Origin of the sequence: Pseudomonas sp. 21615526 (assembly GCF_013386245.1) — a bacterium.
Lineage (GTDB): Bacteria > Pseudomonadota > Gammaproteobacteria > Pseudomonadales > Pseudomonadaceae > Aquipseudomonas.
This window is the reverse complement of sequence record NZ_JACAOM010000005.1, coordinates 82417-105777: the sequence shown is the minus strand read 5'-3', so window position 1 is coordinate 105777 and position 23361 is coordinate 82417. Positions and strand designations below refer to the sequence as shown.

20 protein-coding genes are annotated in these 23361 nt (G+C 61.6%); 7 read left to right on the top strand and 13 right to left on the bottom strand.

Annotated features, from left to right (window positions below):
• Positions 1-53: 53 nt before the first annotated feature.
• Together HX786_RS02065 and pmbA are read right to left on the bottom strand one after the other, a co-directional pair.
• Complete coding sequence (locus HX786_RS02065; protein WP_178911666.1) at positions 54-449, bottom strand: FagA protein; 396 nt, start codon at positions 447-449, stop codon at positions 54-56.
• A 149-nt stretch (positions 450-598) separates the two neighbouring features.
• Positions 599-1945, bottom strand: coding sequence for a metalloprotease PmbA (gene pmbA, locus HX786_RS02060; RefSeq protein ID WP_003216094.1), 1347 nt, complete (start codon positions 1943-1945; stop codon positions 599-601).
• 108 nt (positions 1946-2053) lie between these two features.
• On the opposite strand from pmbA, the gene yjgA reads away from it, so the two are divergent.
• Positions 2054-2575, top strand: coding sequence for a ribosome biogenesis factor YjgA (yjgA, locus tag HX786_RS02055; protein WP_003216092.1), 522 nt, complete (start codon positions 2054-2056; stop codon positions 2573-2575).
• A gap of 45 nt (positions 2576-2620) precedes the next feature.
• Here the strand turns inward: yjgA and tldD are convergent, their stop codons facing one another.
• The 8 genes from tldD to mreB form a co-directional block, all read right to left on the bottom strand.
• Complete coding sequence (gene tldD / locus HX786_RS02050) at positions 2621-4063, bottom strand: metalloprotease TldD (RefSeq protein ID WP_003216090.1); 1443 nt, start codon at positions 4061-4063, stop codon at positions 2621-2623.
• A 16-nt stretch (positions 4064-4079) separates the two neighbouring features.
• Positions 4080-4928 carry a carbon-nitrogen hydrolase family protein gene (locus HX786_RS02045; protein WP_178911665.1) on the bottom strand — a complete coding sequence of 283 codons (849 nt, stop codon included), beginning with the start codon at positions 4926-4928 and terminating at the stop codon, positions 4080-4082.
• A 48-nt stretch (positions 4929-4976) separates the two neighbouring features.
• Entirely contained in the window at positions 4977-8792 is a 3816-nt protein-coding gene (locus HX786_RS02040) for a YhdP family protein (protein WP_178911664.1), read from the bottom strand.
• Between the two features lie 76 nt (positions 8793-8868).
• Positions 8869-10326, bottom strand: coding sequence for a ribonuclease G (rng, locus tag HX786_RS02035; protein ID WP_003216085.1), 1458 nt, complete (start codon positions 10324-10326; stop codon positions 8869-8871).
• A gap of 70 nt (positions 10327-10396) precedes the next feature.
• On the bottom strand, positions 10397-10993 hold the full coding sequence (locus HX786_RS02030) for a nucleoside triphosphate pyrophosphatase (RefSeq protein WP_087692871.1): 597 nt from the start codon (positions 10991-10993) through the stop codon (positions 10397-10399).
• A gap of 50 nt (positions 10994-11043) precedes the next feature.
• Positions 11044-11532, bottom strand: coding sequence for a rod shape-determining protein MreD (gene mreD / locus HX786_RS02025; RefSeq protein WP_003216081.1), 489 nt, complete (start codon positions 11530-11532; stop codon positions 11044-11046).
• Positions 11532-12641, bottom strand: a complete 1110-nt coding sequence (gene mreC, locus HX786_RS02020; RefSeq protein WP_080673268.1) for a rod shape-determining protein MreC — start codon at positions 12639-12641, stop codon at positions 11532-11534. The genes mreD and mreC overlap by 1 nt, the downstream gene beginning before the upstream one ends.
• A 140-nt stretch (positions 12642-12781) precedes the next feature.
• On the bottom strand, positions 12782-13819 hold the full coding sequence (gene mreB / locus HX786_RS02015) for a rod shape-determining protein MreB (RefSeq protein ID WP_002555108.1): 1038 nt from the start codon (positions 13817-13819) through the stop codon (positions 12782-12784).
• 210 nt (positions 13820-14029) lie between these two features.
• Here mreB and gatC point away from each other — a divergent pair, with 210 nt between their 5' ends.
• From gatC to HX786_RS01985, 6 genes are all read left to right on the top strand, one after another.
• The gene (gene gatC / locus HX786_RS02010; protein WP_003216077.1) at positions 14030-14317 is read left to right on the top strand and encodes an Asp-tRNA(Asn)/Glu-tRNA(Gln) amidotransferase subunit GatC; all 288 of its coding nucleotides are present in this window, start codon (positions 14030-14032) and stop codon (positions 14315-14317) included.
• 16 nt (positions 14318-14333) lie between these two features.
• Positions 14334-15785: an Asp-tRNA(Asn)/Glu-tRNA(Gln) amidotransferase subunit GatA gene (gene gatA / locus HX786_RS02005; RefSeq protein WP_003216075.1), complete on the top strand. Its 1452-nt coding sequence runs from the start codon at positions 14334-14336 to the stop codon at positions 15783-15785.
• 10 nt (positions 15786-15795) lie between these two features.
• Positions 15796-17241, top strand: a complete 1446-nt coding sequence (gene gatB / locus HX786_RS02000; protein ID WP_003216073.1) for an Asp-tRNA(Asn)/Glu-tRNA(Gln) amidotransferase subunit GatB — start codon at positions 15796-15798, stop codon at positions 17239-17241.
• A 193-nt stretch (positions 17242-17434) separates the two neighbouring features.
• Positions 17435-17806 carry a septal ring lytic transglycosylase RlpA family protein gene (locus HX786_RS01995; protein ID WP_003216071.1) on the top strand — a complete coding sequence of 124 codons (372 nt, stop codon included), beginning with the start codon at positions 17435-17437 and terminating at the stop codon, positions 17804-17806.
• A gap of 59 nt (positions 17807-17865) precedes the next feature.
• Positions 17866-18912, top strand: coding sequence for a calcium/sodium antiporter (locus HX786_RS01990; protein WP_032899620.1), 1047 nt, complete (start codon positions 17866-17868; stop codon positions 18910-18912).
• Entirely contained in the window at positions 18909-19289 is a 381-nt protein-coding gene (locus HX786_RS01985) for a carboxymuconolactone decarboxylase family protein (RefSeq protein ID WP_003216068.1), read from the top strand. The genes HX786_RS01990 and HX786_RS01985 overlap by 4 nt, the downstream gene beginning before the upstream one ends.
• On the opposite strand, the gene HX786_RS01980 is transcribed toward HX786_RS01985, so the two are convergent.
• From HX786_RS01980 to HX786_RS01970, 3 genes are all read right to left on the bottom strand, one after another.
• The gene (locus HX786_RS01980; protein WP_178911663.1) at positions 19286-20227 is read right to left on the bottom strand and encodes an AEC family transporter; all 942 of its coding nucleotides are present in this window, start codon (positions 20225-20227) and stop codon (positions 19286-19288) included. The two genes, HX786_RS01985 and HX786_RS01980, sit on opposite strands and share 4 nt — an antisense overlap.
• Before the next feature lie 175 nt (positions 20228-20402).
• Positions 20403-21956 (bottom strand): galactarate dehydratase, encoded by a 1554-nt coding sequence (gene garD / locus HX786_RS01975; protein WP_178911662.1) that lies wholly within the window; start codon positions 21954-21956, stop codon positions 20403-20405.
• Positions 21957-21969: 13 nt separating this feature from the next.
• A complete protein-coding gene (locus HX786_RS01970) occupies positions 21970-23334 on the bottom strand; it encodes an MFS transporter (protein ID WP_167662905.1) in 1365 nt (454 codons plus the stop codon).
• Positions 23335-23361 lie beyond the last annotated feature (27 nt).

Genomic DNA, 23361 nt, shown 5'->3' with positions numbered 1-23361 from the left:
GCCCTGCGCAATTGCAGGCCCGGCGCGACACAGGAAATAAGTGATGGTCGACCCTAATCATCGGAAGATCCTTGCACCAGGTCAGAAACAGAAATGGAAGGCAGCAATTCGCAGGTCGCCAATTGCCAGGCAAAGGTCTGCCAGCGCTTGAGGCGGCAGGCACAGTGGGAAAGTTTTTCCAGGTCGCGCAACGGGCGCCAGGCCTGGTCCAGGCACATGGACCGCCAGTGCCAGGGCAAGGCGATGTCGGAGGCGGTGTCCAGCAGCAGGCGGAATGAGGTTTCGCCGATGGTCCACGGGTGGGTCGCAGTGCAACAGGCGAGGTACCGGCCTTCGGCAAGATAATGTTCGATCAGGCGGGGCTCGTCGGGAGCAAGGCCGCAACGAATCTGACGACTCATCCAACGCCAGCTTTCCAGGTAGGGATCCTCATGCAGGACAGAACTCATGATCCACACTCATTCGGTAATGATATTTATTATTAAATGATATTGAGAATCAAAACAAGAGCCTGAGGGAGTCACTCGGAATTCCAGGCACAAAAAAAGGCGCGCCACCCAATGGGTGGCGCGCCTTCTTTATGGCGCCTGTCGGCGGATTAGCTGCCGGCGACGGTCATCTTTTCGATCAACACCGAACCGGTGCGGATGTTGCTGCGCAGTTCCAGGTCATTACCCACCGCGACAATCTGCTTGAACATGTCACGCATGTTGCCCGCGATGGTCACTTCCTGCACGGCGAACTGGATTTCGCCGTTTTCCACCCAGAAACCCGCCGCACCACGGGAGTAATCACCCGTGACCATATTCAGGCCATGGCCCATCAACTCGGTGACCAGCAAGCCACGGCCCATGCGCCGCAACAGCGCCGCCTGGTCTTCATCGCCATGGGTGATGAACAGGTTGTGTACGCCACCGGAGTTGGCGGTGCTTGGCAGGCCGAGTTTGCGACCGGCGTAGGTGCCCAGCACATAGGACACCAGCTCACCGTTCTCGACGAACGGCTTGGCATAGGTGGCCAGGCCATCACCGTCAAACGACGAACTGCCCATGGCGCGCATCAGGTGCGGGCGCTCATCGATGGTCAGCCATTCCGGGAACAGCTTCTGGCCAATCGCACCTTCCAGGAACGACGACTTGCGGTACAGGTTGCCGCCGGAAATCGCCCCAAGGAAACTGCCGAACAAACCACCGGCCAGTTCCGCCGAGAACAACACCGGCACTTCACAGGTCGGCACCGGGCGCGCGCCCAGGCGGCTGGCAGCACGCTGCGCGGCACGCTGGCCGATGAGTACCGGGTCCATCAGCAATTCGCCCTGGCGGTTCACGTCGTACCAGTAATCACGCTGCATCTGGCCGTTGGCTTCGGCGATCATCACGCAGCTCAGGCTGTGACGCGTCGAGGCATAACCGCCGATAAAACCGTGGCTGTTGCCGTATACGCGGCAACCCTGATGAGTACTCAAGGTGGTGCCATCGGCGTTCTTGATCCGGCTGTCGGCATCGAATGCCGCCGCTTCACAGGTCAAAGCCTGTTCAATAGCCTGCTCCGGGGTGATGTCCCAGGCATGGAACAGGTCAAAATCCTTCAAGTCCCGAGCCATCAGGGCTGCATCAGCCAGGCCGGAGCTTTCATCTTCGGAGGTGTGCTTGGCAATCGCCAGCGCTGCTGCAACAGTTTCGCGAATCGCTTCCGGGCCGCTGGCAGAAGTGCTGGCCGAGCCCTTGCGCTGGCCCACGTACAAGGTGATGCCAAACCCCTGGTCGCGGTTGAATTCGACGGTTTCCACTTCCCGCTGGCGCACCGAAGTCGACAACCCCTGCTCCAGGGACACCGCCACTTCACAGGCACTGGCCCCCTGGCGCTTGGCCTCGGCAATGATCTGCTCGACTTGTTCCTGCAGTGCCGGTAACGCTTGCGGACCGACGCTTTGGGCTGCACTCATGGTTTTCTCCACTCAAATTCTGCTTTCGGTTGAGGCCTTCTAGCGACCGGGCCGGACAAGCGGCCCCCGACTGGTTATCATGGCGGCGTTTCTTTGCGGACTGCCACCATGGTTGATTCTTACGACGACTCCCTCGATGGGGAGAAAAGCAAATCTCAGGTCAAACGCGAGCTGCATGCTCTGGTTGACCTCGGCGAGCGCCTTACAACACTCAAGCCTGACTTGTGTGCAAAACTGCCATTGACCGACGCCCTGCGCCGGGCTCTGAACGATGCGCCCAAGCACACCGCGAATATCGCGCGTAAACGGCACCTCATGTTCATCGGCAAACTGATGCGCGACCAGGACACTGACGCCATTCTGACGTTGCTCGATCAACTCGATGCCTCCACTCGCCAGTACAACGAGCGCTTCCATAACCTGGAACGCTGGCGTGATCGCCTGATCGCTGGCGATGACGCGGTACTGGAGAAGTTCGTCATCGAGTACCCGGATGCCGATCGCCAACAATTGCGCTCCCTGATCCGTCAGGCCCAGCACGAACTGGCGCAAAGCAAGCCACCGGCCTCCAGCCGAAAAATCTTCAAATACATCCGTGAGCTGGACGATAGTCAACGCGGCCTGCGCTGACCCTCTTCCCCGGGTGGCGGCCTTCGCCACCCGAAGCTCCCGCTCTTACGACCCCGTGCCACCCACGGTGATCGCATCGATTTTCAAGGTTGGCTGGCCGACACCCACCGGCACCGACTGACCATCCTTGCCGCACGTCCCCACACCGCTGTCCAGCGACAGGTCGTTACCGACCATCGAAACCTTGCTCATGGCTTCCGGGCCGTTGCCAATCAACGTTGCACCCTTGACCGGCGCGGTGATCTTGCCGTCTTCGATCAAATACGCCTCGCTGGTGGAGAACACGAACTTGCCGCTGGTGATGTCCACCTGCCCACCACCGAGGTTGGCGCAGTAGATGCCGCGTTTCACCGAGGCGATGATTTCGGCCGGATCGCTTTCGCCGCCGAGCATGTAGGTGTTGGTCATGCGCGGCATCGGCAGGTGCGCGTAGGACTCGCGACGACCGTTACCGGTGCGGGCCACGCCCATCAGGCGCGCGTTGAGCTTGTCTTGCATGTAGCCCTTGAGCACACCGTTTTCGATCAGTGTGGTGCACTCGGTCGGGGTGCCTTCGTCATCGACGCTCAACGAACCGCGACGCCCGGCCAGGGTACCGTCATCGACGATGGTGCAGAGCCTGGACGCAACCATCTCGCCCATGCGCCCGCTGTAGGCGGAACTGCCCTTGCGGTTGAAATCACCTTCCAGGCCGTGGCCCACCGCTTCATGCAGCAACACGCCGGACCAGCCAGAGCCCAACACCACCGGCAACGTACCCGCCGGGGCCGGAATTGCTTCCAGATTGACCAGGGCCTGGCGCAACGCTTCACGGGCATACCCCATGGCGCGGTCTTCGGTGAGGAAATAACGGTAGTCGGTACGCCCACCGCCGCCATGGCCACCGCGCTCGCGACGGCCATTCTGTTCGACGATCACGCTGACATTGAAGCGCACCAGCGGCCGCACATCCGCCGCCAGGCCGCCATCGGTGGAGGCCACGAGGATGCGTTCCCACACCCCGGCCATGCTTACGGTGACTTGCTGGATACGCGGGTCCAGGGCACGGGTCGCCGCGTCCACACGCTTGAGCAGCTCGACCTTTTCGGCGCGGCTGATCACTTCCAATGGGTTATCCGGGGCATACAGCTGGGCCACGTCCTGGGTGCTGAACGCCTGCACCGTGCCGTTTTGCCCGGCACGGGAGATCGAACGCGCTGCACGAGCCGCCAGCCCCAGGGCTTCCAGGGTGATGGCGTTGCTGTAGGCAAAGCCGGTTTTTTCACCGGACTGCGCACGCACACCCACGCCTTGGTCGAGGTTGAAGCTGCCTTCCTTGACGATCCCGTCTTCCAGGGCCCAGGACTCGGAAATCTGCCCCTGGAAATACAGGTCGGCCGCGTCGATGCCTGGCCCGGCCAGATCGCCGAGGACCGTTTGCAAGCTTTCGATGGTCACGCCACCAGGCGCCAGGAGGTGTTCACTGACTGAGGACAACAACTCGCTCATAGGTTTGGCCTTAAATTCATCGTTCTGAAGCAGGTCGCTGTGCGCCCTGCGAGAAAAAGCGCCGGTGGCCCGCCACCGGCATGCGCGTCCGTATCGACGCCTGTTCGCTGCTATCGCGTTCGGCCAACAACACCGCCTCGCCTTGATCCTGTTGTGCCAGCACGCGCCCCCATGGGTCGATGATCGCTGCATGCCCGAAGGTTTCCCTGGGCCCCGGATGCACGCCACCCTGGGCGGCCGCCAGCAGGTAGCACTGGGTCTCGATGGCACGCGCACGGATCAGCACATCCCAGTGCGCGGCGCCGGTTACCGCTGTAAAGGCCGAGGGCGCGGTGATCAACTCGGCACCCGCAGCGCGCAATTCGCTGTATAGCTCCGGGAAGCGCAAGTCGTAACACACCGTCAGCCCCAGGCGGCCGACCGGCGTATCCGCGACGACCACCTGGCTACCATGAGCATAGTCATCGGATTCACGATAACGACCCCGGGCATCGGCCACATCGACATCGAACAGGTGCAGCTTGTCGTAGCGGGCAACGATTTCGCCCTGATCATCGATCAGCAGCGAGCAGGCATTGGACTTGGCGTTCGGCTGATCCTTTGGGGGCAGCGGCAAAGTGCCGGCCACTATCCATAAGGTGAGGTCGCGGGCGGTCTGTTTCAACCATGGCAGGATCGGACCTTCGCCCAAGGCCTCGGCGCAACCGATATCGGCCACATCGCGACGGCCCATGGCGGCGAAGTTTTCCGGGAGTACCGCAAGCCTTGCACCGCCCGCCGCCGCTTGCTCCAGCAGGCGCCGAGCCTGAGCCAGGTTGGCCAGCACATCGCTTTGGCTGACCATTTGAATTACCGCAAAGGACATGGGCCCACACTCCAGAAAAGGCATGCGGCCATGCTACTCCACAGGTACTCAGTTTGGCTTTTCAAATGGCTTGTCGAAGGTGATTTTCGGGTCCTTCCACGGGCCTTCTACCTTGTACTGCACGCTGGCGAAACGCGAAACACGGTCGCCAATCAGCTTGTCGATCAGGAACAGCGCCCCGCCAATGGCCGGCGCGCCGACGATCAATGCAGCAATCGGCAGGTTGTTGGTGACCGGCAGCGTCACCAGCAACTTGGCATCGACGCGATCAGCCACCAGGTCCAGGGTGCCGTTGATCTCCAGGTTACTCGACGGGCCGGTCATGGTGATCGGCTCACGGGTTACAAACACGCCGTTACTGGCGGCCAGCAAGCCCTTGACCCGGTCATAACTCAAGCCCTTGCCAAGCAAGTCCGAGAAGTCCAGGCGCAGCCGGCGACCGATGGAGTTGAAGTTCAGCAAGCCAAACACCCGCAGGGCCTGCGCACCGCCGTCCACTTCAACAAACTGGCCTTTGCGGAAACTGGCGTCCAGGCTGCCGGAGAAACGCTTGGGACCTACCCAGGCCGGCGAACCCGGCCAGCGGCCGTCCACGTCCACGTGAAAATCTTCGCTGGTCACGCTCGGCGCAAATCCCCAGCCCTTGAGCACGTCGCCAATGTTCTTGCCATCGAGGCGGCCCTTGTACCAACTGCTGCTGGCACCGGGTGCACCTTCCCAACCGCCGGCACCCTGGAGCACCATGCCCTTGAGCCCCAGGTTCAGGCTGTTGAACGCCATGCCCCTGGTGGTCGGACGAACTTTCAGAGACCAGGCACCTACCAGGTCCGGGCCCTGGAACAACTGGGCAATCGAGATATCCAGCGCGGGAATATCCTTGGGATCAACATCAGCCAATGGGTCCGGCGCATTTTCATCCGCCTGCACGGTCGGATCCACCGCAGGCAGCTTCACGTACTGCAGGTTGACTGCAATCGGCGCGCCCTTGGCGTCCGGCAACCCCACGGTACCCTTGGCCTGCTGGCTGTCGAACTGCAAGCCCCAGGCAGCGGGTTTGCGGTCCAGCTGCAAGCTGACCTGGTCGAACTGGGTGCCGAAACCGGTCAGCTTGCCGACCTTGAAATCGGCCCCGCTCAACAACTGCTTGGCACTGCCACCCGGGTCGTTGCCGGCGTAGCGGTCCACGAGCTTTTTCCAGGGGTCGATATCCAGCTCCGACAACACGCCGCGGATTCGCAAGCCCTTGCCGGCCGGCAACACCGCATCGCCATCTCCCAGGAACAGCTCACCCCGGCCGTCGGCGAAATTGTCCGCCGGGGCGGCGAAGGTGAAGCTGCCCAACTCGCCATAATCGAACCAGTAACGGCGCTCCTTACCCTGCAAGGTCATGCGGAACACACTGTCGCGGCCCTGGCTCGCCGGCATGCCGAACGGCGCCGGCAGGTCCACGGCCACGCCCTTGAGGTTGGAGCTGACCATCAACTGGCTGTCGGCGCCATCGAGGTTGAGCTGCAATTGGTAGGGGATATCGCCGGACACCGGCAACGGCTGGCTGACCTTCAGCCAGTCAGTCAGCCGCTTGACGGTCACCTGCCCTTTCGCGGTGACGCGGGTGTTGAGGTCGCCTGGCTTGCCATCGGCGAAAATCTGCGCGGTGATCGGTCGGTCGAAGGCCTGGGCGCTGATGTTCTGGCCACTCAGGCCCTTGGCGCTGTCGAAGCGGAAATCACCCTTGAGCTGGCTCAGGTCCAGCGTAGGCTCGGCCAGTTGCAGGCGGGACTTGTCGGTCTTGAAATCCACCACGATCTTGGGATCGGCGCCCTTGGCCAGGGGAATATCCAGGTCCAGCTTGCCTTGCAGGTCGCCCTCGCCTTTCCAGCCGGCGAAGGTCGAGGCGGTGCCGATCGGCGCTTCCTGAAGGATTTTCAGGCCATCGCCCAGGCCACCGGCAAAGTTGCCGGTGAGCAGCAGGTTGCTATCCTTGCCTTCGGGAGCGTGGGGAATGTTGACGTAGATATCATTGACCTTGGTGTCGAGCAGCTGGCCCTTGCTGGCCAGGATGCGCACGCCGCTTTCCTCGACAAACACTTCACCCTTGACCTTGCTCACGTGCGGCCAGCCCGGCTGGAATGCCAGCTCGGCATCATGCACCTTGAAGAACAGGCTGATATTGCGCGAGGCAGGCAGTGCGTCGTGGTTCAGCGAGCCTTGGTACTGGAAGAAGCCCTCGTCCACTGCCCCCTTGAGAATCGCAGTGCGCAGCCACTCATCGAGTGCCGGGCTCAACACCGCCGGCAGGTATTTGGGGGTGAAGCGGCCATCGCCGTCGACCATACCGACCCGCAGGTCCATGTAGTCTTCCTGGCTATGGTCGAAATGCAGGCGAATCAGGAAGTCGGCGGCGACCTTGCCCTCCTCGCCCAGCACCTTGATATACGGCGCGATCAGGGTGAAGCCTTCCTTGTCGAGCTTCCACGTCAGGCGGGCGTTGGCCTGGATGTACTGCCAGGGCTTGGCGAAGATCGGAAACAGGTGCAAGGAGAAATCCTTGCTGTCCATGCGCAGCTCACCCTTGCCCAGGTCACCGCTGATGCTGCCGCTGACATTGCGGGCGGCCGGCGCGCCGAAGTAAGCGTCGAAACCAATACGGTCGAGGTTGGCCGCGAAGCTCACGCGCTGGTCGGTGGTGTCTTGAGGCCGATAATCCAGCAACACGTTCCGCAGCGTGCCGGTGGCCTTCAGATGATCCAGGGTGGTGGCCACGGCTTCCGGCAAGGGTGCCAAGGCGTGCAGCAATGGCGTGATCGGCGTCAGGTCGAGGCGATCGGCCTGCAGGTTCCAGACTTCCTGGGCCTTGTCGGTGGCCAGGGTTTGCTGCAGTTGCAGGCGCGATTCCCAGCGGGTGTCGCCGAGGTTCATTGCGAGCGAGTCAAACAGCACCTTGAGGCCGCTGTCACTGCGTTGCAGGTACGCAGTGAGGGCCAGGTTCTCAATATAAGTCGGCTTGCGATCGGCATAGCTGCCCTTGAGCTGCGGGGCGTTGAGGCGCACGGCGGCGCTTTGCACGGTGCCCTTGGCCCAGGTCAGCCAGAATTCGCCGCCGGCCTTGAGTTCGGTAAGTTTCCATTGCTGGGTCAGTTTTGCCGGGATCCATTTTGCCCAGTCACTCTGGGGCAAGCTCAGGTAAGCCTCGGCTTCGCCGTCTTTCCACTGGCTGGCGCGGATTCGGGTGCGCAGGTTCAACGCCAGGGGCTGGCCGTCGGGCAGGGTCAGGCGCGCGTCCAGGCGCTGGCGGTTGGCGCCGGTCTGCAGGCTCACGCCGACATAGGTCAAGGTCAGCGGAGCCTGGTCGAACGGCTGCAGCGTCACCTGGCTGTCGAGCAATGAAACCTGCCCGACCATTTGCATGCGCGTCAGCAGTTGTTCGGGATCCAGCGGCTGGTCATCCTGCACCGGCAGGCCTTGCAGCGCCCAGTGGCCGTCCTGGTCTTCCTTCACGCTGACTTGCAGGCCGCTGACTTCCAGGTGGGCAATGCGCACTTCACGCGCCAGCAGGCTGGCCCAGATATCCGGCACCACTTGCACCTGGTCCAGGCGCAGGGCGCTGCTGCCCTCGCCGACCATCACGTCGTGAGCCAACAATACCGGCGCGAAGCCACTCCAGCGCCCTTCCAGGCTGCCGATGTTCACGGGCATATCCAGCGCAATACGCGCCTTGGCCTCGATTTCGCCACGGTATTCCGCCACCAACGGCGTCAATTCACGGCCCAGGCTCACGTACACCGCCGCCAATACCAGCAGCAAGGCGCACAGGCCGAGGCCCCAGCGGGTCAATGCGGCAAAAAAGCGTATCAGACGCTCCATGTCAGGCGACCCTCAAAGGCAATAGTCGGACGGCAGATCAAGGCCTGCCCGTCTCGTTGATAAGAACTAACGCGAATCAGAGCAGCACCACGTCATATTGTTCCTGGGAATACATGGTTTCGACCTGGAAGCGAATGGTGCGCCCGATAAAACCCTCCAGCTCGGCTACGTTGCCGGATTCTTCATCCAGCAAACGGTCGACCACCTTCTGGTTAGCCAGGACTCTATAGCCCTCGGCCTGGTAGGCGCGTGCCTCCCGTAAGATTTCCCGGAAAATCTCGTAGCAAACCGTTTCCGGGGTCTTCAACTTACCGCGCCCCTGGCAACTGCTGCACGGCTCGCACAGCACTTGCTCGAGGCTTTCGCGGGTGCGCTTGCGGGTCATCTGCACCAGGCCCAGCTCGGTGATGCCGATGATGTTGGTCTTGGCGTGATCGCGCTCCAGTTGCTTCTCCAGGGTACGCAGCACCTGGCGCTGGTGCTCTTCGTCTTCCATGTCGATGAAGTCGATGATGATGATCCCGCCCAGGTTGCGCAGGCGCAGCTGGCGGGCGATCGCGGTGGCCGCTTCGAGGTTGGTCTTGAAGATGGTTTCTTCGAGATTGCGATGGCCCACAAAGGCACCGGTATTCACGTCGATAGTGCTCATGGCTTCCGCCGGGTCCACCACCAGGTAACCGCCGGACTTGAGCGGCACTTTGCGCTCAAGGGCTTTCTGGATTTCGTCTTCGACGCCATACAGGTCGAAAATCGGCCGCTCGCCCGGGTAATGCTCCAGGCGATCGGCGATTTCCGGCATCAGCTCGGCAACAAATTGCGTAGTGCGCTGGAAGGTTTCCCGCGAGTCGATGCGAATTTTCTCGATCTTCGGGCTGACCAGGTCGCGCAAGGTGCGCAGGGCCAGGCCGAGGTCTTCGTAGATCACGCTGGGGGCGCCGATGGTCTTGATCTGCGCGCCGATCTGGTCCCAGAGGCGGCGCAGGTAGCGGATGTCCATGAGGATTTCATCGGCACCGGCACCTTCTGCGGCAGTACGCAGGATAAAGCCGCCGGCCTCCTTGATACCTTCCAGCGCCACGCAGTCACTGACCACCTTTTTCAGGCGCTCGCGCTCGGCTTCATCTTCGATTTTCAGGGAAATACCGACGTGGGCCGTGCGCGGCATGTACACCAGGTAGCGCGAAGGAATCGACAGTTGCGTGGTCAGCCGTGCGCCCTTTGAGCCAATCGGATCCTTGGTGACTTGCACCACCAGGCTCTGCCCTTCGTGCACCAGGGCGCTGATGCTTTCGACCGCCGGGCCTTCGCGCAGGGAGATTTCCGAAGCATGGATAAACGCAGCGCGGTCCAGGCCGATGTCGACGAACGCCGCTTGCATCCCCGGTAACACACGCACGACCTTGCCTTTATAAATATTGCCGACGATCCCGCGCTTTTGGGTGCGCTCGACGTGCACTTCTTGCAGAACACCGTTCTCTACCACCGCCACGCGCGATTCCATCGGCGTGATATTGATCAGAATCTCTTCACTCATGGCTGGGTCTCGTTCAGGCGTTTTCACAATAGTGACCGATCGCTTAAGGCTTGGCGCTGGAATACGGCGTTTAGCGCACGGTAAGGTTTTGCCAACAGGGTATGCCGAATTGGCCCAGCAGTTCTGCGGTTTCGCAGACCGGCAGGCCAACGACGGCAGAGTAGCTGCCATTGAGTCCGGCGACGAACACCGCCGCCAAGCCTTGGATAGCATAGCCGCCCGCTTTGTCCTGGGGCTCGCCGCTGTGCCAATAAGTGGTGGCTTCGTCCGCTGAAATCCTGCGAAAGCGCACACGACTGCTGACCAGCCGCGTTTCGCAACGCTGGCCGTCAATCAGCGCAATGGCCGTCAACACTTCGTGTTCACGCTCGGAAAGGGCCAGCAACATGGCCAGGGCATCGGCTTGATCCACGGGTTTACCGAGGATCCGGCCGTCGAGGATCACGGCTGTGTCCGCGCCCAGCACACAGGCGCCGGTGGCATCGGCCAAGGTCGCTCGACCGGCCGCAGCCTTGCCGCGCGCCAGGCGTTCTACGTAGGACGCGGGCGATTCATTTGTAAGGGGAGTTTCATCAATGGCGGCGCTGACGACGGTGAACGGCACGCCGATCTGTGTCAGCAGCTCACGCCGCCTCGGGGAGCCCGAGGCCAGATAAAGCGAATTCATGCAGACTCTCCCTGTAGGGTTCGATAACCAGGCAGAGCCTCGCGATCCATTCAATTGATTTTATAGCGACGACGCAATCCACGCAGGCCAAAACTGACCCAGGGCCACAACAGCGCGCTGACCAGCGCGGGCAACACCAGCGCCAGGGTCGGTTGGCGGTTGCCGGTCAAGGCGCTAAGCCACAGCTGTACCAACTGCGCCAGGCCGAAGATCACCAGGATCACCAGGCACTGTTGCCACATCGGGAACATCCGCAGGCGCTGCTGCAATGACAGCACCAGGAAGGTAATCAGGGTCAGGATCAACGCGTTCTGCCCGAGCAGGGTGCCGTAGAGCACATCCTCCATCAGCCCCAGGCACATGGCCGTGACCATCCCGACCTTGTGCGGCAGCGCCAGGGCCCAGAACGCCAGCAGCAAGGCGAGCCACAGCGGGCGCAGGATCTCCATGAATTGCGGCAGCGGCGAAACGCTGAGCAGCAAGCCGATGGCAAAGGTCAGCCAGACGATCCAGCCGTTACGCGAATGAGTACCGGCCATTATTCTTCCCTCTGCCGAGTGGTTGCCGGGGCCGCGGCCGGTGGTTTGGCGGCGGCGGGCGGTTTGGCAGCGGCAGGTGTTGCAGCCGCAGGCTTGGCCGGACGCGCGCTATGGGCCACAGGCTTGACCGGTGTCGCAACCGGCGCGGCTGGCGTTGCCGGAGCGGCTGCCGGGGCAGCAGGTGCCGCCGGCTTTGGCACGGTGGCCGGAATGATCGGCGCGGTGCCGTTTTGCTTGTCTTCCGCTTCCTGGGCCTGGGCGGCTTCGTTGGCACGCTCTTCCGGGGTGCGGTTGTCACTGAACACCAGCAACAGGTAACGGCTGCGGTTCAATGCGGCGGTCGGCACGGCACGCACAATGGCGAACGGCTGGCCGGAATCGTGGATCACTTCCTTGACCGTCGCGACCGGGTAGCCTGCCGGGAACCGCTGACCCAGGCCGGAGCTGACCAGCAGGTCGCCTTCCTTGATGTCGGCGGTGTCTGCGACGTGACGCAACTCCAGGCGTTCCGGGTTACCGGTACCGCTGGCAATCGCCCGCAGGCCGTTGCGGTTGACTTGCACCGGGATGCTGTGGGTGGTGTCGGTCAGCAACAGCACGCGAGAGGTATAAGGCATCAACTCCACCACCTGGCCCATCAAGCCACGGGCATCGAGCACCGGCTGGCCGAGGACTACGCCGTCGCGCTCACCCTTGTTGATGATGATGCGATGGGTGAAGGGGTTCGGATCCATACCGATCAACTCGGCCACTTCGACCTTCTCGTTGACCAGCGCAGAGGAATTGAGCAACTCGCGCAGCCGAACGTTCTGCTCGGTGAGGGCCGCGAGCTTTTGCATGCGCCCCTGCAGCAGCAGGTTTTCGGTCTTGAGTTTTTCGTTCTCCGCCACCAGTTCGGTGCGGCTGCCAAATTGACTGGCGACACCCTGATAGAGACGCTGCGGCAGGTCAGTGATCCAGTACGTCTGCATCAGGACCAGCGACATCTGGCTACGCACTGGCTTGAGCAGTGTGAAGCGGGCATCGACCACCATCAGCGCAACCGATAGCACGACCAGCACCAACAGGCGCACGCCCAATGAGGGGCCTTTGGAAAAAAGCGGTTTAATAAGCCGCTCCTCCCAGGCAAATGTTTTCTTTATTCATACGGCATCAAACCGGCCTGGATGCAGATTGAAGAAGATAAACGCCAACAGGCAGCACTGCAAAGTGCTGCCTGTGAGCGAAACATGGGCAAACCAGCAAATTCTTATTCGCTGGAGAGCAGGTCCATGGTGTGTTTATCCATCATTTCCAGTGCACGGCCACCGCCGCGGGCGACGCAGGTCAACGGGTCTTCAGCGACGATCACTGGCAAACCGGTTTCCTGGGCCAGCAACTTGTCGAGGTCGCGCAGCAAGGCGCCACCACCGGTCAGTACCAGGCCACGCTCGGCGATATCGGAAGCCAGTTCCGGAGGCGATTGCTCCAGGGCGCTCTTCACCGCCTGAACGATGGTGGCCAGGGACTCTTGCAGAGCTTCCAGCACTTCATTGGAGTTCAGGGTGAAGGCACGTGGAACGCCTTCGGCCAGGTTGCGACCGCGAACATCGACTTCGCGAACTTCGCCGCCCGGGTAAGCGGTACCGATTTCCTGCTTGATGCGCTCGGCGGTGGATTCGCCGATCAGGCTGCCGTAGTTGCGACGCACGTAGGTGATGATCGCTTCGTCGAAGCGGTCGCCGCCAACCCGTACGGATTCGGCATACACCACACCATTGAGGGAGATCAGGGCGATTTCAGTGGTACCACCACCGATATCCACCACCATCGAACCGCGCGCTTCTTCAACCGGCAGGCCGGCACCGATCGCAGCGGCCATTGGCTCTTCAATCAGGAACACTTCACGGGCACCGGCACCAAGGGCCGACTCACGGATGGCACGACGTTCCACCTGGGTGGACTTGCACGGAACGCAGATCAGCACACGAGGGCTGGGCTGCAGGAAACTGTTTTCGTGAACCTTGTTGATGAAGTACTGCAGCATCTTTTCGCAGACACTGAAGTCAGCAATCACGCCATCCTTCATCGGACGAATGGCAGCAATGTTGCCCGGTGTTCGGCCCAACATGCGCTTGGCCTCGGTGCCAACGGCAACGACACTTTTCTGATTACCATGGGTCCGAATGGCCACAACCGATGGCTCATTCAGGACGATACCGCGCTCGCGCACGTAAATAAGGGTGTTGGCAGTGCCCAGGTCGATGGAAAGATCGCTGGAAAACATGCCACGCAGTTTCTTGAACATGGGAAAGGGACCCTAGGCAACGCGTGGGTAAAAAAGTGCGGCAAACTCTAACAACGACAGGGATTTTGGGCAAGGCGCCAATGTGCTAAATTGGCCGACTTTCTGTGCACCAACCCCCACAATCGCGGCCATATGACCGTAGAAATGCGGTAGTGTTCCTACAATCTAACACACGGATAGCTTCCGTTCTGTTTTCCACTGGAGAATCCCATGGCGCTTGAACGCTCCGACGTGGAAAAAATCGCTCATTTGGCCTGCCTGGGCCTCAATGAAGCCGATCTTCCACAGACCACCGCAGCCCTGAACAGCATTCTCGGGCTGGTCGACCAAATGCAAGCCGTGAATACCGACGGCATCGAGCCCCTGGCTCACCCGCTGGAAGCCAGCCAGCGCCTGCGCGCCGACGTCGTGACCGAGCGCAATAATCGCGAGGCTTACCAGTCCATCGCGCCAGCGGTCGAAAACGGCCTGTACCTGGTTCCGAAAGTCATCGACTAAAGGGAAAGAGCCTGCAATGCATCAATTGACTCTGGCCGAGATCGCCCGCGGTCTCGCCGACAAAAAGTTTTCTTCCGAAGAGCTGACCACGACCCTGCTGGCGCGTATCGCCGAGCTGGACCCTAAGGTCAACAGCTTCATCAGCATCACCGAAGAGCTGGCCCTGAGCCAGGCCAAGGCCGCCGACGTACGTCGCGCCAACGGTGAGAACGGCGCCCTGTTGGGTGCGCCGATTGCCCACAAGGACCTGTTCTGCACCCAGGGCATTCGCACCAGTTGCGGCTCGAAGATGCTCGACAATTTCAAGGCGCCCTACGACGCCACTGTGGTCGCCAAGCTGGCCGCTGCCGGGGCCGTGACCCTGGGCAAGACCAACATGGACGAATTCGCCATGGGCTCGGCCAACGAGTCGAGCCACTACGGCGCGGTGAAAAACCCGTGGAACCTCGAGCACGTGCCCGGCGGTTCGTCCGGTGGTTCGGCGGCCGCGGTTGCCGCTCGTCTGTTACCTGCCGCCACGGCCACCGACACTGGCGGCTCGATCCGCCAACCGGCCGCTTTCACCAACCTCACCGGTCTGAAACCGACCTACGGTCGCGTTTCCCGCTGGGGCATGATTGCCTACGCCTCCAGTCTCGACCAGGGCGGCCCCCTGGCACGCACCGCTGAAGACTGCGCAATTTTGTTACAAGGCATGGCAGGCTTCGATCCGCAGGACTCCACCAGCATTGATGAACCCGTGCCGGACTACAGCGCCAGCCTGAATACCTCGATCAAAGGCCTGCGCATCGGCGTGCCGAAAGAGTATTTCAGCGCCGGCCTCGACCCGCGCATCGCCGAACTGGTGCACAACAGCGTCAAGGAGCTGGAAAAGCTCGGCGCCGTGATCAAGGAAATCAGCCTGCCGAACAACCAGCACGCGATTCCGGCCTACTACGTGATCGCGCCGGCAGAAGCGTCCTCCAACCTGTCGCGGTTCGACGGCGTGCGCTTCGGCTACCGCTGCGAAAACCCGAAAGACCTCACCGACCTGTACAAGCGCTCCCGTGGCGAAGGTTTCGGCGCGGAAGTACAACGCCGGATCATGGTCGGTGCCTACGCCCTGTCGGCCGGCTACTACGACGCGTACTACCTCAAGGCGCAAAAGATCCGTCGCCTGATCAAGAACGACTTCATGGCTGCCTTTAATGAAGTCGACGTGATCCTCGGCCCAACCACGCCGAACCCGGCCTGGAAGATCGGCGCCAAGACCGGCGACCCGATCGCCGAGTACCTGGAAGACCTGTACACCATCACCGCCAACCTCGCCGGTCTGCCGGGCTTGTCCATGCCTGCAGGTTTCGTCGATGGCTTGCCGGTGGGCGTGCAACTGCTCGCCCCGTATTTCCAGGAAGGCCGCCTGCTCAATGTGGCGCACCAGTACCAGTTGAACACTGACTGGCACACTCGCACCCCTACCGGCTTCTGAGGAGAACACTATGCAATGGGAAGTCGTGATCGGGCTGGAGATTCATACCCAGCTCGCCACCCAATCGAAGATTTTCTCCGGTAGCGCCACCACGTTCGGCGCAGAACCCAACACCCAGGCCAGCCTGGTAGACCTGGGCATGCCCGGCGTGCTGCCGGTGCTGAACCAGGAAGCGGTGCGCATGGCGGTGATGTTCGGCCTCGCCATCGATGCCGAGATCGGCCAGCACAACGTGTTCGCCCGCAAGAACTACTTCTACCCGGACCTGCCCAAGGGCTACCAGATCAGCCAGATGGAATTGCCGATCGTCGGCAAGGGCTACCTGGACATCCCGCTGGAAGACGGCACCATCAAACGTGTCGGCGTGACCCGTGCGCACCTGGAAGAAGATGCCGGCAAGAGCCTGCATGAAGAATTCAACGGCGCCACCGGCATCGACCTGAACCGCGCCGGCACCCCGCTGCTGGAGATCGTTTCCGAGCCGGACATGCGCAGCGCCAAGGAAGCCGTGGCCTACGTCAAGACGATCCACGCGCTGGTGCGTTACCTCGGGATCTGCGACGGCAACATGGCCGAAGGCTCCCTGCGTTGCGACTGCAACGTGTCGGTGCGGCCAAAAGGCCAGGCCGAGTACGGCACCCGCTGCGAGATCAAGAACGTCAACTCGTTCCGTTTCATCGAGAAGGCGATCAACACCGAAGTACGTCGCCAGATCGAGCTGATCGAAGACGGCGGCAAGGTGATCCAGCAGACCCGCCTGTACGACCCGAACAAAGACGAAACCCGCGCCATGCGCAGCAAGGAGGAAGCCAACGACTACCGTTACTTCCCCGATCCGGACCTGTTGCCGGTGGTCATCGAGGACTCGTTCCTGGCTGACGTGCGCGCCACGCTGCCGGAACTGCCACCGCAGAAACGCGAGCGTTTCCAGGCGCAGTTCGGTCTTTCGGTGTATGACGCAAGCGTGCTGGCGTCGAGCCGCGAGCAAGCCAACTACTTCGAAAAAGTCGTGAGCATTGCCGGCGACGCCAAACTGGCGGCCAACTGGGTGATGGTTGAGCTGGGCAGCCTGTTGAACAAACAGGGCCTGGAAATCGACGAAGCACCGGTGTCGGCCGAGCAACTGGGCGGCATGTTGCTGCGGATCAAGGACAACACCATCTCCGGCAAAATCGCCAAGACCGTGTTTGAAGCCATGGCCGCCGGCGAAGGCAACGCTGACGAGATCATCGAGAAGCGCGGCCTGAAACAAGTCACCGACAGCGGCGCGATTTCGGCCGTACTCGACGAGATGCTGGCAGCCAATGCCGAGCAGGTTGAACAATACCGTGCGGCGGATGAAGCCAAGCGGGGCAAGATGTTCGGCTTCTTTGTCGGCCAGGCGATGAAAGCCTCCAAAGGCAAGGCCAACCCGCAACAGGTCAACGAACTGCTGAAAAGCAAGCTCGAAGGCTAAACGCGGTGAAATGGTCGGAGCAGGACCTCACGTCCAACTCTGACCCCTTGTGGGAGCGGGCTTGTGTGGGAGCGGGCTTGCTCGCGAAAGCGGTGGATCAGTCAGCCTATTCGTTGCCTGACACACTGTATTCGCGAGCAAGCCCGCTCCCACCCAAGCCCGCTCCCACATTTGTAAGGGGGAAACCTTGAAAATGAAGCGTCTACTCGGCCTGTTGGCCCTGTTCTCTCTGCTCGCCGGCTGCGCCAGCGGCCTCATCGACCCCAACGGCTATGACGAAACCGGCTCCGCTTCCTACTACGGCGCCAAACACCACGGCAACCGCACTGCCAGCGGTGAACCGTTCAACCAGAATGCCCTGACCGCCGCCCATCGTCGCCTGCCCTTCGGCACGCAGGTGAAGGTCACCAATCTCGACAACAACAAAAGCGTCGTTGTCCGCATCAATGATCGCGGCCCGCATACCCGTGGGCGCCTGATCGACCTTTCACGCAAGGCCGCCGAACAGATCGGTATGATCGGCAGCGGCACCGCGCGCGTTCGCGTGCAAGCCCTCAGCAACTGACCGACGGAGCCCAGGCCATTTCCGCATTAACCGCCCTCTCGCCCTTTAGCCTGATCGAACTGATCAGCGGCCTGCTGCTGTTGATCTTCGGCGCAGAAGTATTAGTGCGCGCCGCCGTGCGCCTGGCGGCCAGCCTCAAGGTGCGCCCGCTGATCATCGGCCTGAGCATCGTCGCCTTCGGCAGCAGCGCGCCGCAGATGGCGATCAGCTTGCAAGCGACCCTGGCGGACAACACCGACATCGCCGTGGGCAGTGTGATCGGCAGCAGCATCTTCAACACCCTCGTGACCCTTGGCCTGGCAGCCCTGATCATTCCGCTGCGGGTCTCCCGGCAACTGGTACGCCTGGATATCCCGATGATGATCATCGCCAGCCTGCTGGTGTTTGTGCTAGCCGCCAATGAAGAACTCACGCCGATCGATGGCCTGTTACTGCTGGTGGCCCTGGTGGCCTACCTCGGCGTGCTGCTCTACCAGACCCGCCACTCCCGCCGCCCGCGCACCCGGGACACTGTGGTGCAGGCGCCGTGGCTGAGCAGCGTGCTGCTGATGCTCGGTGGACTGTTGATCCTCGTACTGGCCGGGCACCTGCTGCTGGGCGCGGCGGTGGACGTGGCCTCTGACCTGGGCCTGTCGGAACGCATCATCGGCCTGACGCTGATTGGCGTCGGCACTTCCCTGCCCTGCCTGGCCACCTCACTGATCGCCGCCCTGCGCGGCCAGCGGGAAATTGCCGTGGGCAACGTGATCGGCAGCAACCTGTTCAACCTGCTTGGGGTGCTGGGCTTTACCGCCCTGGTGGCGCCCTCGCCGTTGTCGGTGTCGCCCAATGCCCTGGATTTCGACCTGCCGGTAATGCTCGGCGTGGTCGCCCTGTGCCTGCCGGTGTTTTATTCGGGCTACCGCGTCACCCGGGCCGAAGGCCTGGTGTTCCTGGGCCTGTACCTGGTGTACGGGCTGCACGTGGTGTCGTTCACCTTCGGCATGCCGCTGGCCAACAAGCTTGAACAACTGATGCTGTATTACGTCCTGCCAGCGCTGGTGGCTTTCCTGTTGTTCACCTCGCTGCAAGCCTGGCGCCGCCAACACAAGAGGGAATCGCAATGACCGAACAGAAAAAGCCCGGCGTTGAAATGCGCCGCCAGGTGATGGGTGATGTGTTTGTCGATCGGGCGCTGGGCAATGCCACGGAGTTCAGCCAGCCGCTGCAGGATTTCGTCAACGAGCATGCCTGGGGCAGCGTGTGGAATCGCGAAGGGTTGCCGCTGAAAACCCGCAGCCTGATCACCCTCGCCGCGTTGACCGCCCTCAAGTGCCCGCAGGAACTCAAGGGCCACGTGCGCGGCGCGCTGAACAACGGTTGCACCGTGGAGGAGATTCGCGAGGCGCTGCTGCATTGTGCGGTGTATGCCGGTGTGCCGGCGGCGATTGACGCCTTCCGCGCCGCGCAGGAAGTGATCGACAGCTACCAGAAAGACGCCTAGATCCAGCCACCCGCCTGCAACACGAAAATCCCGATATTCGTGGTCACCGCCGCCATCAGGGTGGTGATCACGATAATCGCGGCCGCCAGTTCATGATTGCCCTCCGCCGCCCGCGCCATGACAAAACTGGCCGCCGCCGTGGGCGCGCCGAAGTACAGGAACAGAATCCCCAGCTCCGGCCCACGGAACCCCAGCAGCCACGCCCCCAGGGTCGCGATCACCGGCAGCCAGACCATCTTCATCAGGCTGGCGCTCAGGGCCATGTCGCCGCTTTTGCGCAGCGCCGCCAACGACAACGTGCCACCGATACAGATCAACGCCAATGGCAACGTCATGTCCGCCAGGTACTGCCCGGAGGATTCCAGCCAGCCAGGCAAGCCAATCTGGAAGTACGCGAAGGGCGCCGCCGCGATCACGCTGATGATCAACGGGTTGGCCAGCACACTTTTGAAAATGCTCCACGGGTCGGACTTGATCACCGGGCTGTACACCGCCAGCACAATGGTCGACAGGGTGTTGTAGAACAGGATCACCAGCGCCGCGAGCACCGCGCCAAGGGAAATCCCGTAGTCGCCGTACATGCTGGCCGCCAGCGCCAGGCCGATCACCCCGTTGTTACCACGGAAAGCGCCTTGGGCGTAAATGCCACGGTCTACACGCGGGCACCGAAAGATCGCCCAGCCCCAGGCCAGGGCGAAGCTCAACAGCGTGGCAACGGCGAAATAGATCAGCAGGCCGGGCTTGAGGGCCGAATGCAGGTCGGCGTGGAGAATCCCGAGAAACAGCAACGCCGGCATGGTGACGTTGAACACCAGGGCCGAAGCGATGTGGATAAAGTTGTCGTTGATCCAGTTGATGCGCTTGAGCAGGACGCCCAGGAACAGCATGGCAAACACCGGCGCGGTGATGTTCAGGGTTTGTAGGAAGATTGCCAGCATGCCGGAGAGAACCTTGGGTGGGCGTCGGTAGGTGGCTAATGATAAGCCAGCATGGCCAGCTTCGTCTGGACTACCGCTTTCTCGAGCAAGCCCGCTCCCACATTTGACCGAGTTCTACCTTTGGAATGCAGTCAAATGTGGGAGCGGGCTTGCTCGCGAAGCAGGCGACTCGGTCTTAAGTAATCGGTGCCGGATTGAACAACGTAATGTCGTTATGCAGCTTGTGCTGCTCCGCCCACGTCTGTTTTTTGCCGCTGGCCACATCCAGATAGAAGTGGAACAACTCCCAACCCAACTCCTCGATCGTTGCCCGCCCAGTGGCGATCCGCCCGGCATCGATATCAATCAGGTCCGGCCAACGCTGCGCCAGCTCGGTGCGCGTCGAAACCTTCACCACCGGCGCCATCGCCAGCCCATAGGGCGTGCCACGCCCGGTGGTGAACACATGCAAATTCATCCCCGCCGCCAACTGCAACGTGCCGCACACAAAATCACTCGCCGGCGTGGCACAAAAGATCAGGCCCTTGCGATTGAACCGCTCGCCCGGGCCAAGCACGCCATTGATCGCACTACTGCCCGACTTGACGATGGAACCCAACGACTTCTCGACAATATTCGACAACCCACCCTTCTTGTTCCCCGGCGTAGTGTTGGCGCTGCGATCTGCCTCGCCCTTGGCCAGGTAGCGGTCGTACCAGTCCATTTCCCGCACCAGTTCCCGGGCCACGTCCTGGTTCTCGGCACGGGAAGTCAGCAGGTAGATCGCATCGCGCACTTCGGTCACTTCGGAAAACATCACCGTCGCGCCCGCCCGCAGCAGCAAATCCGAGGCATAACCCAGCGCCGGGTTGGCGGTAATCCCCGAGAACGCATCACTGCCGCCACACTGCATGCCGAGGATCAACTCCGACGCCGGTACGGTTTCCCGCCGGCGCAGGTCGAGTTTCTTCAGGCGGGTTTCGGCCAGTGCCATGATCTGTTCGATCATTTCGGTAAAGCCGTGGCTGGAGTCCTGCAACCGATACAGCCATGGCTCACTCAGGTCCACCGAGCTGTCGTTTTCATGCATCACCTGACCGGCCTGCAACTTCTCGCAACCCAGGCTGATCACCAGGGCTTCACCGCCCAGGTTCGGATTGCGCGCCAGGTTACGCACGGTGCGGATCGGGATGTAGGCGTCGGTGGCCGTGATCGCCACGCCGCAGCCGTAGCTGTGGGTCAGCGCCACCACGTCATCGACGTTCGGGTACTTGGGCAGCAACTCGTCCTTGATGCGCTTCACCGCATGGTCCAGCACGCCCGTGACGCACTGCACCGTGGTGGTAATCCCGAGGATATTGCGGGTGCCCACGGTGCCGTCGGCATTGCGATAACCCTCGAAGGTAAAGCCTTCCAGCGGCGCCTGGGCCTCGGGCACTTCAGTGGACAGCGGCAAGCTGTCCAGCGGCGGCGCCGTGGGCATGCGCAGTTGATCTTCCTGCACCCAACTGCCGCGGGGAATCGGGCGCAGGGCATAACCGATGGTCTGGCCGTAGCGAATGATGCGGCCGCCTTCGGGGATGTCTTCCAGCGTCACCTTGTGGCTTTGGGGAATGAAATCCACCGTCACCAGGCCGTCGGGAAACTCGGTCCCCGCCGGTACGCCCTGGTCGTTGACCACAATCACCACGTTATCCAGTGCGTGCAAACGGATGGAGCGTGGCGAATCGGCATGTTCAATCAACTGCATGACGCGGGCCCCTTCAGGAATGCGCTTGGGAAAGTTTAGTCAGCTCGGGGCCTTTGGCCGGCGGCTCCTTGAGCACCACACGCTTGATCGGGCCAACGATTACCAGGTAGCTGAACACCGCCAGCAATGCGTTGGCACCGACAAACACCAGCGCCCACTTGAAGGAGCCTGTGGTGCTGATGATGTAGCCGATCACGATCGGGGTGCTGATGGAGGCCAGGTTGCCGAACATGTTGAACAAGCCGCCACTCAAGCCAGCGATTTGTTTCGGCGAGGTGTCGGACACCACCGCCCAGCCCAGTGCGCCAACGCCTTTACCGAAGAAGGCCAGGGCCATGAAGCCCACCACCATCCATTCGATGTCCACGTAGTTGCACGCGACAATGCTGCTGGAAATCAGCAAGCCACCAATGATCGGCGCCTTGCGGGCGAAGGTCAGCGAATGGCCCTTGCGCAGCAGGTAGTCGGAAATCACCCCGCCCAACACGCCGCCGATAAAGCCGCAGATCGCCGGCAAGGACGCGATGAAGCCGGCCTTGAGAATCGTCATGCCGCGTTCTTGAACCAGGTACACCGGGAACCACGTCAGGAAGAAATAGGTGATGCCATTGATGCAGTACTGGCCCAGGTACACGCCGAGCATCATGCGGTTGGTCAGCAACTGACGGATGTAATCCCACTTCGGGCCGTCGGTTTTCTTGCCTCTGCCCTTGTCCTGGTCCATGTCGACCATGGCCCCGTTGGCAGCGATGTGCTGGAACTCGGCCTCGTTGATCATCGGGTGCTGGCGCGGGCTGTGGATAACTTTCAGCCAGATCAGCGAGAATACGATACCGATGCCGCCCATCACCACGAACACGTGCTGCCAGCCGAAGGTGTAGACGATCCAACCCATCAGCGGTGCGAACAACACGGTGGCGAAGTACTGCGCCGAGTTGAAGATCGCCGAGGCCGTACCCCGCTCAGCCGTAGGAAACCACGCCGCCACGATGCGCGCATTTCCGGGGAAGGATGGCGCTTCAGCCAGGCCCACCAGGAAGCGCAACATGAACAGCGCAACGATGGCCGTGGAAACACCGAACTCACCGACATAGCCTTGCAGCACGGTGAACAGTGACCAGGTGAAGATACTCAGGGCGTAGACTTTTTTCGAACCGAATCGGTCCAGCAGCCAGCCGCCGGGAATTTGCCCGGCCACGTAGGCCCAACCGAATGCGGAGAAGATATAGCCAAGGGTGACCGCGTCGATGCCGAGGTCTTTTTGCAGGCTGGAGCCGGCAATGGCGATGGTGGCCCGGTCGGCGTAGTTGATCGTGGTCACCAGGAACAGCATGAGCAGGATCAAATAGCGGACATGGGTCGGCTTGGTCGCTTGCATGAAGATGTACTCCCACTAATTATTTTT

What these genes read in the sequence shown, in the direction of transcription:
- HX786_RS02065 (WP_178911666.1), bottom strand. Translation starts at nt 449, where the DNA reads ATGAGTTCTGTCCTGCATGAGGATCCCTACCTGGAAAGCTGGCGTTGG.
- pmbA (WP_003216094.1), bottom strand. Translation starts at nt 1,945, where the DNA reads ATGAGTGCAGCCCAAAGCGTCGGTCCGCAAGCGTTACCGGCACTGCAG.
- yjgA (WP_003216092.1), top strand. Translation starts at nt 2,054, where the DNA reads ATGGTTGATTCTTACGACGACTCCCTCGATGGGGAGAAAAGCAAATCT.
- tldD (WP_003216090.1), bottom strand. Translation starts at nt 4,063, where the DNA reads ATGAGCGAGTTGTTGTCCTCAGTCAGTGAACACCTCCTGGCGCCTGGT.
- HX786_RS02045 (WP_178911665.1), bottom strand. Translation starts at nt 4,928, where the DNA reads ATGTCCTTTGCGGTAATTCAAATGGTCAGCCAAAGCGATGTGCTGGCC.
- HX786_RS02040 (WP_178911664.1), bottom strand. Translation starts at nt 8,792, where the DNA reads ATGGAGCGTCTGATACGCTTTTTTGCCGCATTGACCCGCTGGGGCCTC.
- rng (WP_003216085.1), bottom strand. Translation starts at nt 10,326, where the DNA reads ATGAGTGAAGAGATTCTGATCAATATCACGCCGATGGAATCGCGCGTG.
- HX786_RS02030 (WP_087692871.1), bottom strand. Translation starts at nt 10,993, where the DNA reads ATGAATTCGCTTTATCTGGCCTCGGGCTCCCCGAGGCGGCGTGAGCTG.
- mreD (WP_003216081.1), bottom strand. Translation starts at nt 11,532, where the DNA reads ATGGCCGGTACTCATTCGCGTAACGGCTGGATCGTCTGGCTGACCTTT.
- mreB (WP_002555108.1), bottom strand. Translation starts at nt 13,819, where the DNA reads ATGTTCAAGAAACTGCGTGGCATGTTTTCCAGCGATCTTTCCATCGAC.
- gatC (WP_003216077.1), top strand. Translation starts at nt 14,030, where the DNA reads ATGGCGCTTGAACGCTCCGACGTGGAAAAAATCGCTCATTTGGCCTGC.
- gatA (WP_003216075.1), top strand. Translation starts at nt 14,334, where the DNA reads ATGCATCAATTGACTCTGGCCGAGATCGCCCGCGGTCTCGCCGACAAA.
- gatB (WP_003216073.1), top strand. Translation starts at nt 15,796, where the DNA reads ATGCAATGGGAAGTCGTGATCGGGCTGGAGATTCATACCCAGCTCGCC.
- HX786_RS01995 (WP_003216071.1), top strand. Translation starts at nt 17,435, where the DNA reads ATGAAGCGTCTACTCGGCCTGTTGGCCCTGTTCTCTCTGCTCGCCGGC.
- HX786_RS01985 (WP_003216068.1), top strand. Translation starts at nt 18,909, where the DNA reads ATGACCGAACAGAAAAAGCCCGGCGTTGAAATGCGCCGCCAGGTGATG.
- HX786_RS01980 (WP_178911663.1), bottom strand. Translation starts at nt 20,227, where the DNA reads ATGCTGGCAATCTTCCTACAAACCCTGAACATCACCGCGCCGGTGTTT.
- garD (WP_178911662.1), bottom strand. Translation starts at nt 21,956, where the DNA reads ATGCAGTTGATTGAACATGCCGATTCGCCACGCTCCATCCGTTTGCAC.
- HX786_RS01970 (WP_167662905.1), bottom strand. Translation starts at nt 23,334, where the DNA reads ATGCAAGCGACCAAGCCGACCCATGTCCGCTATTTGATCCTGCTCATG.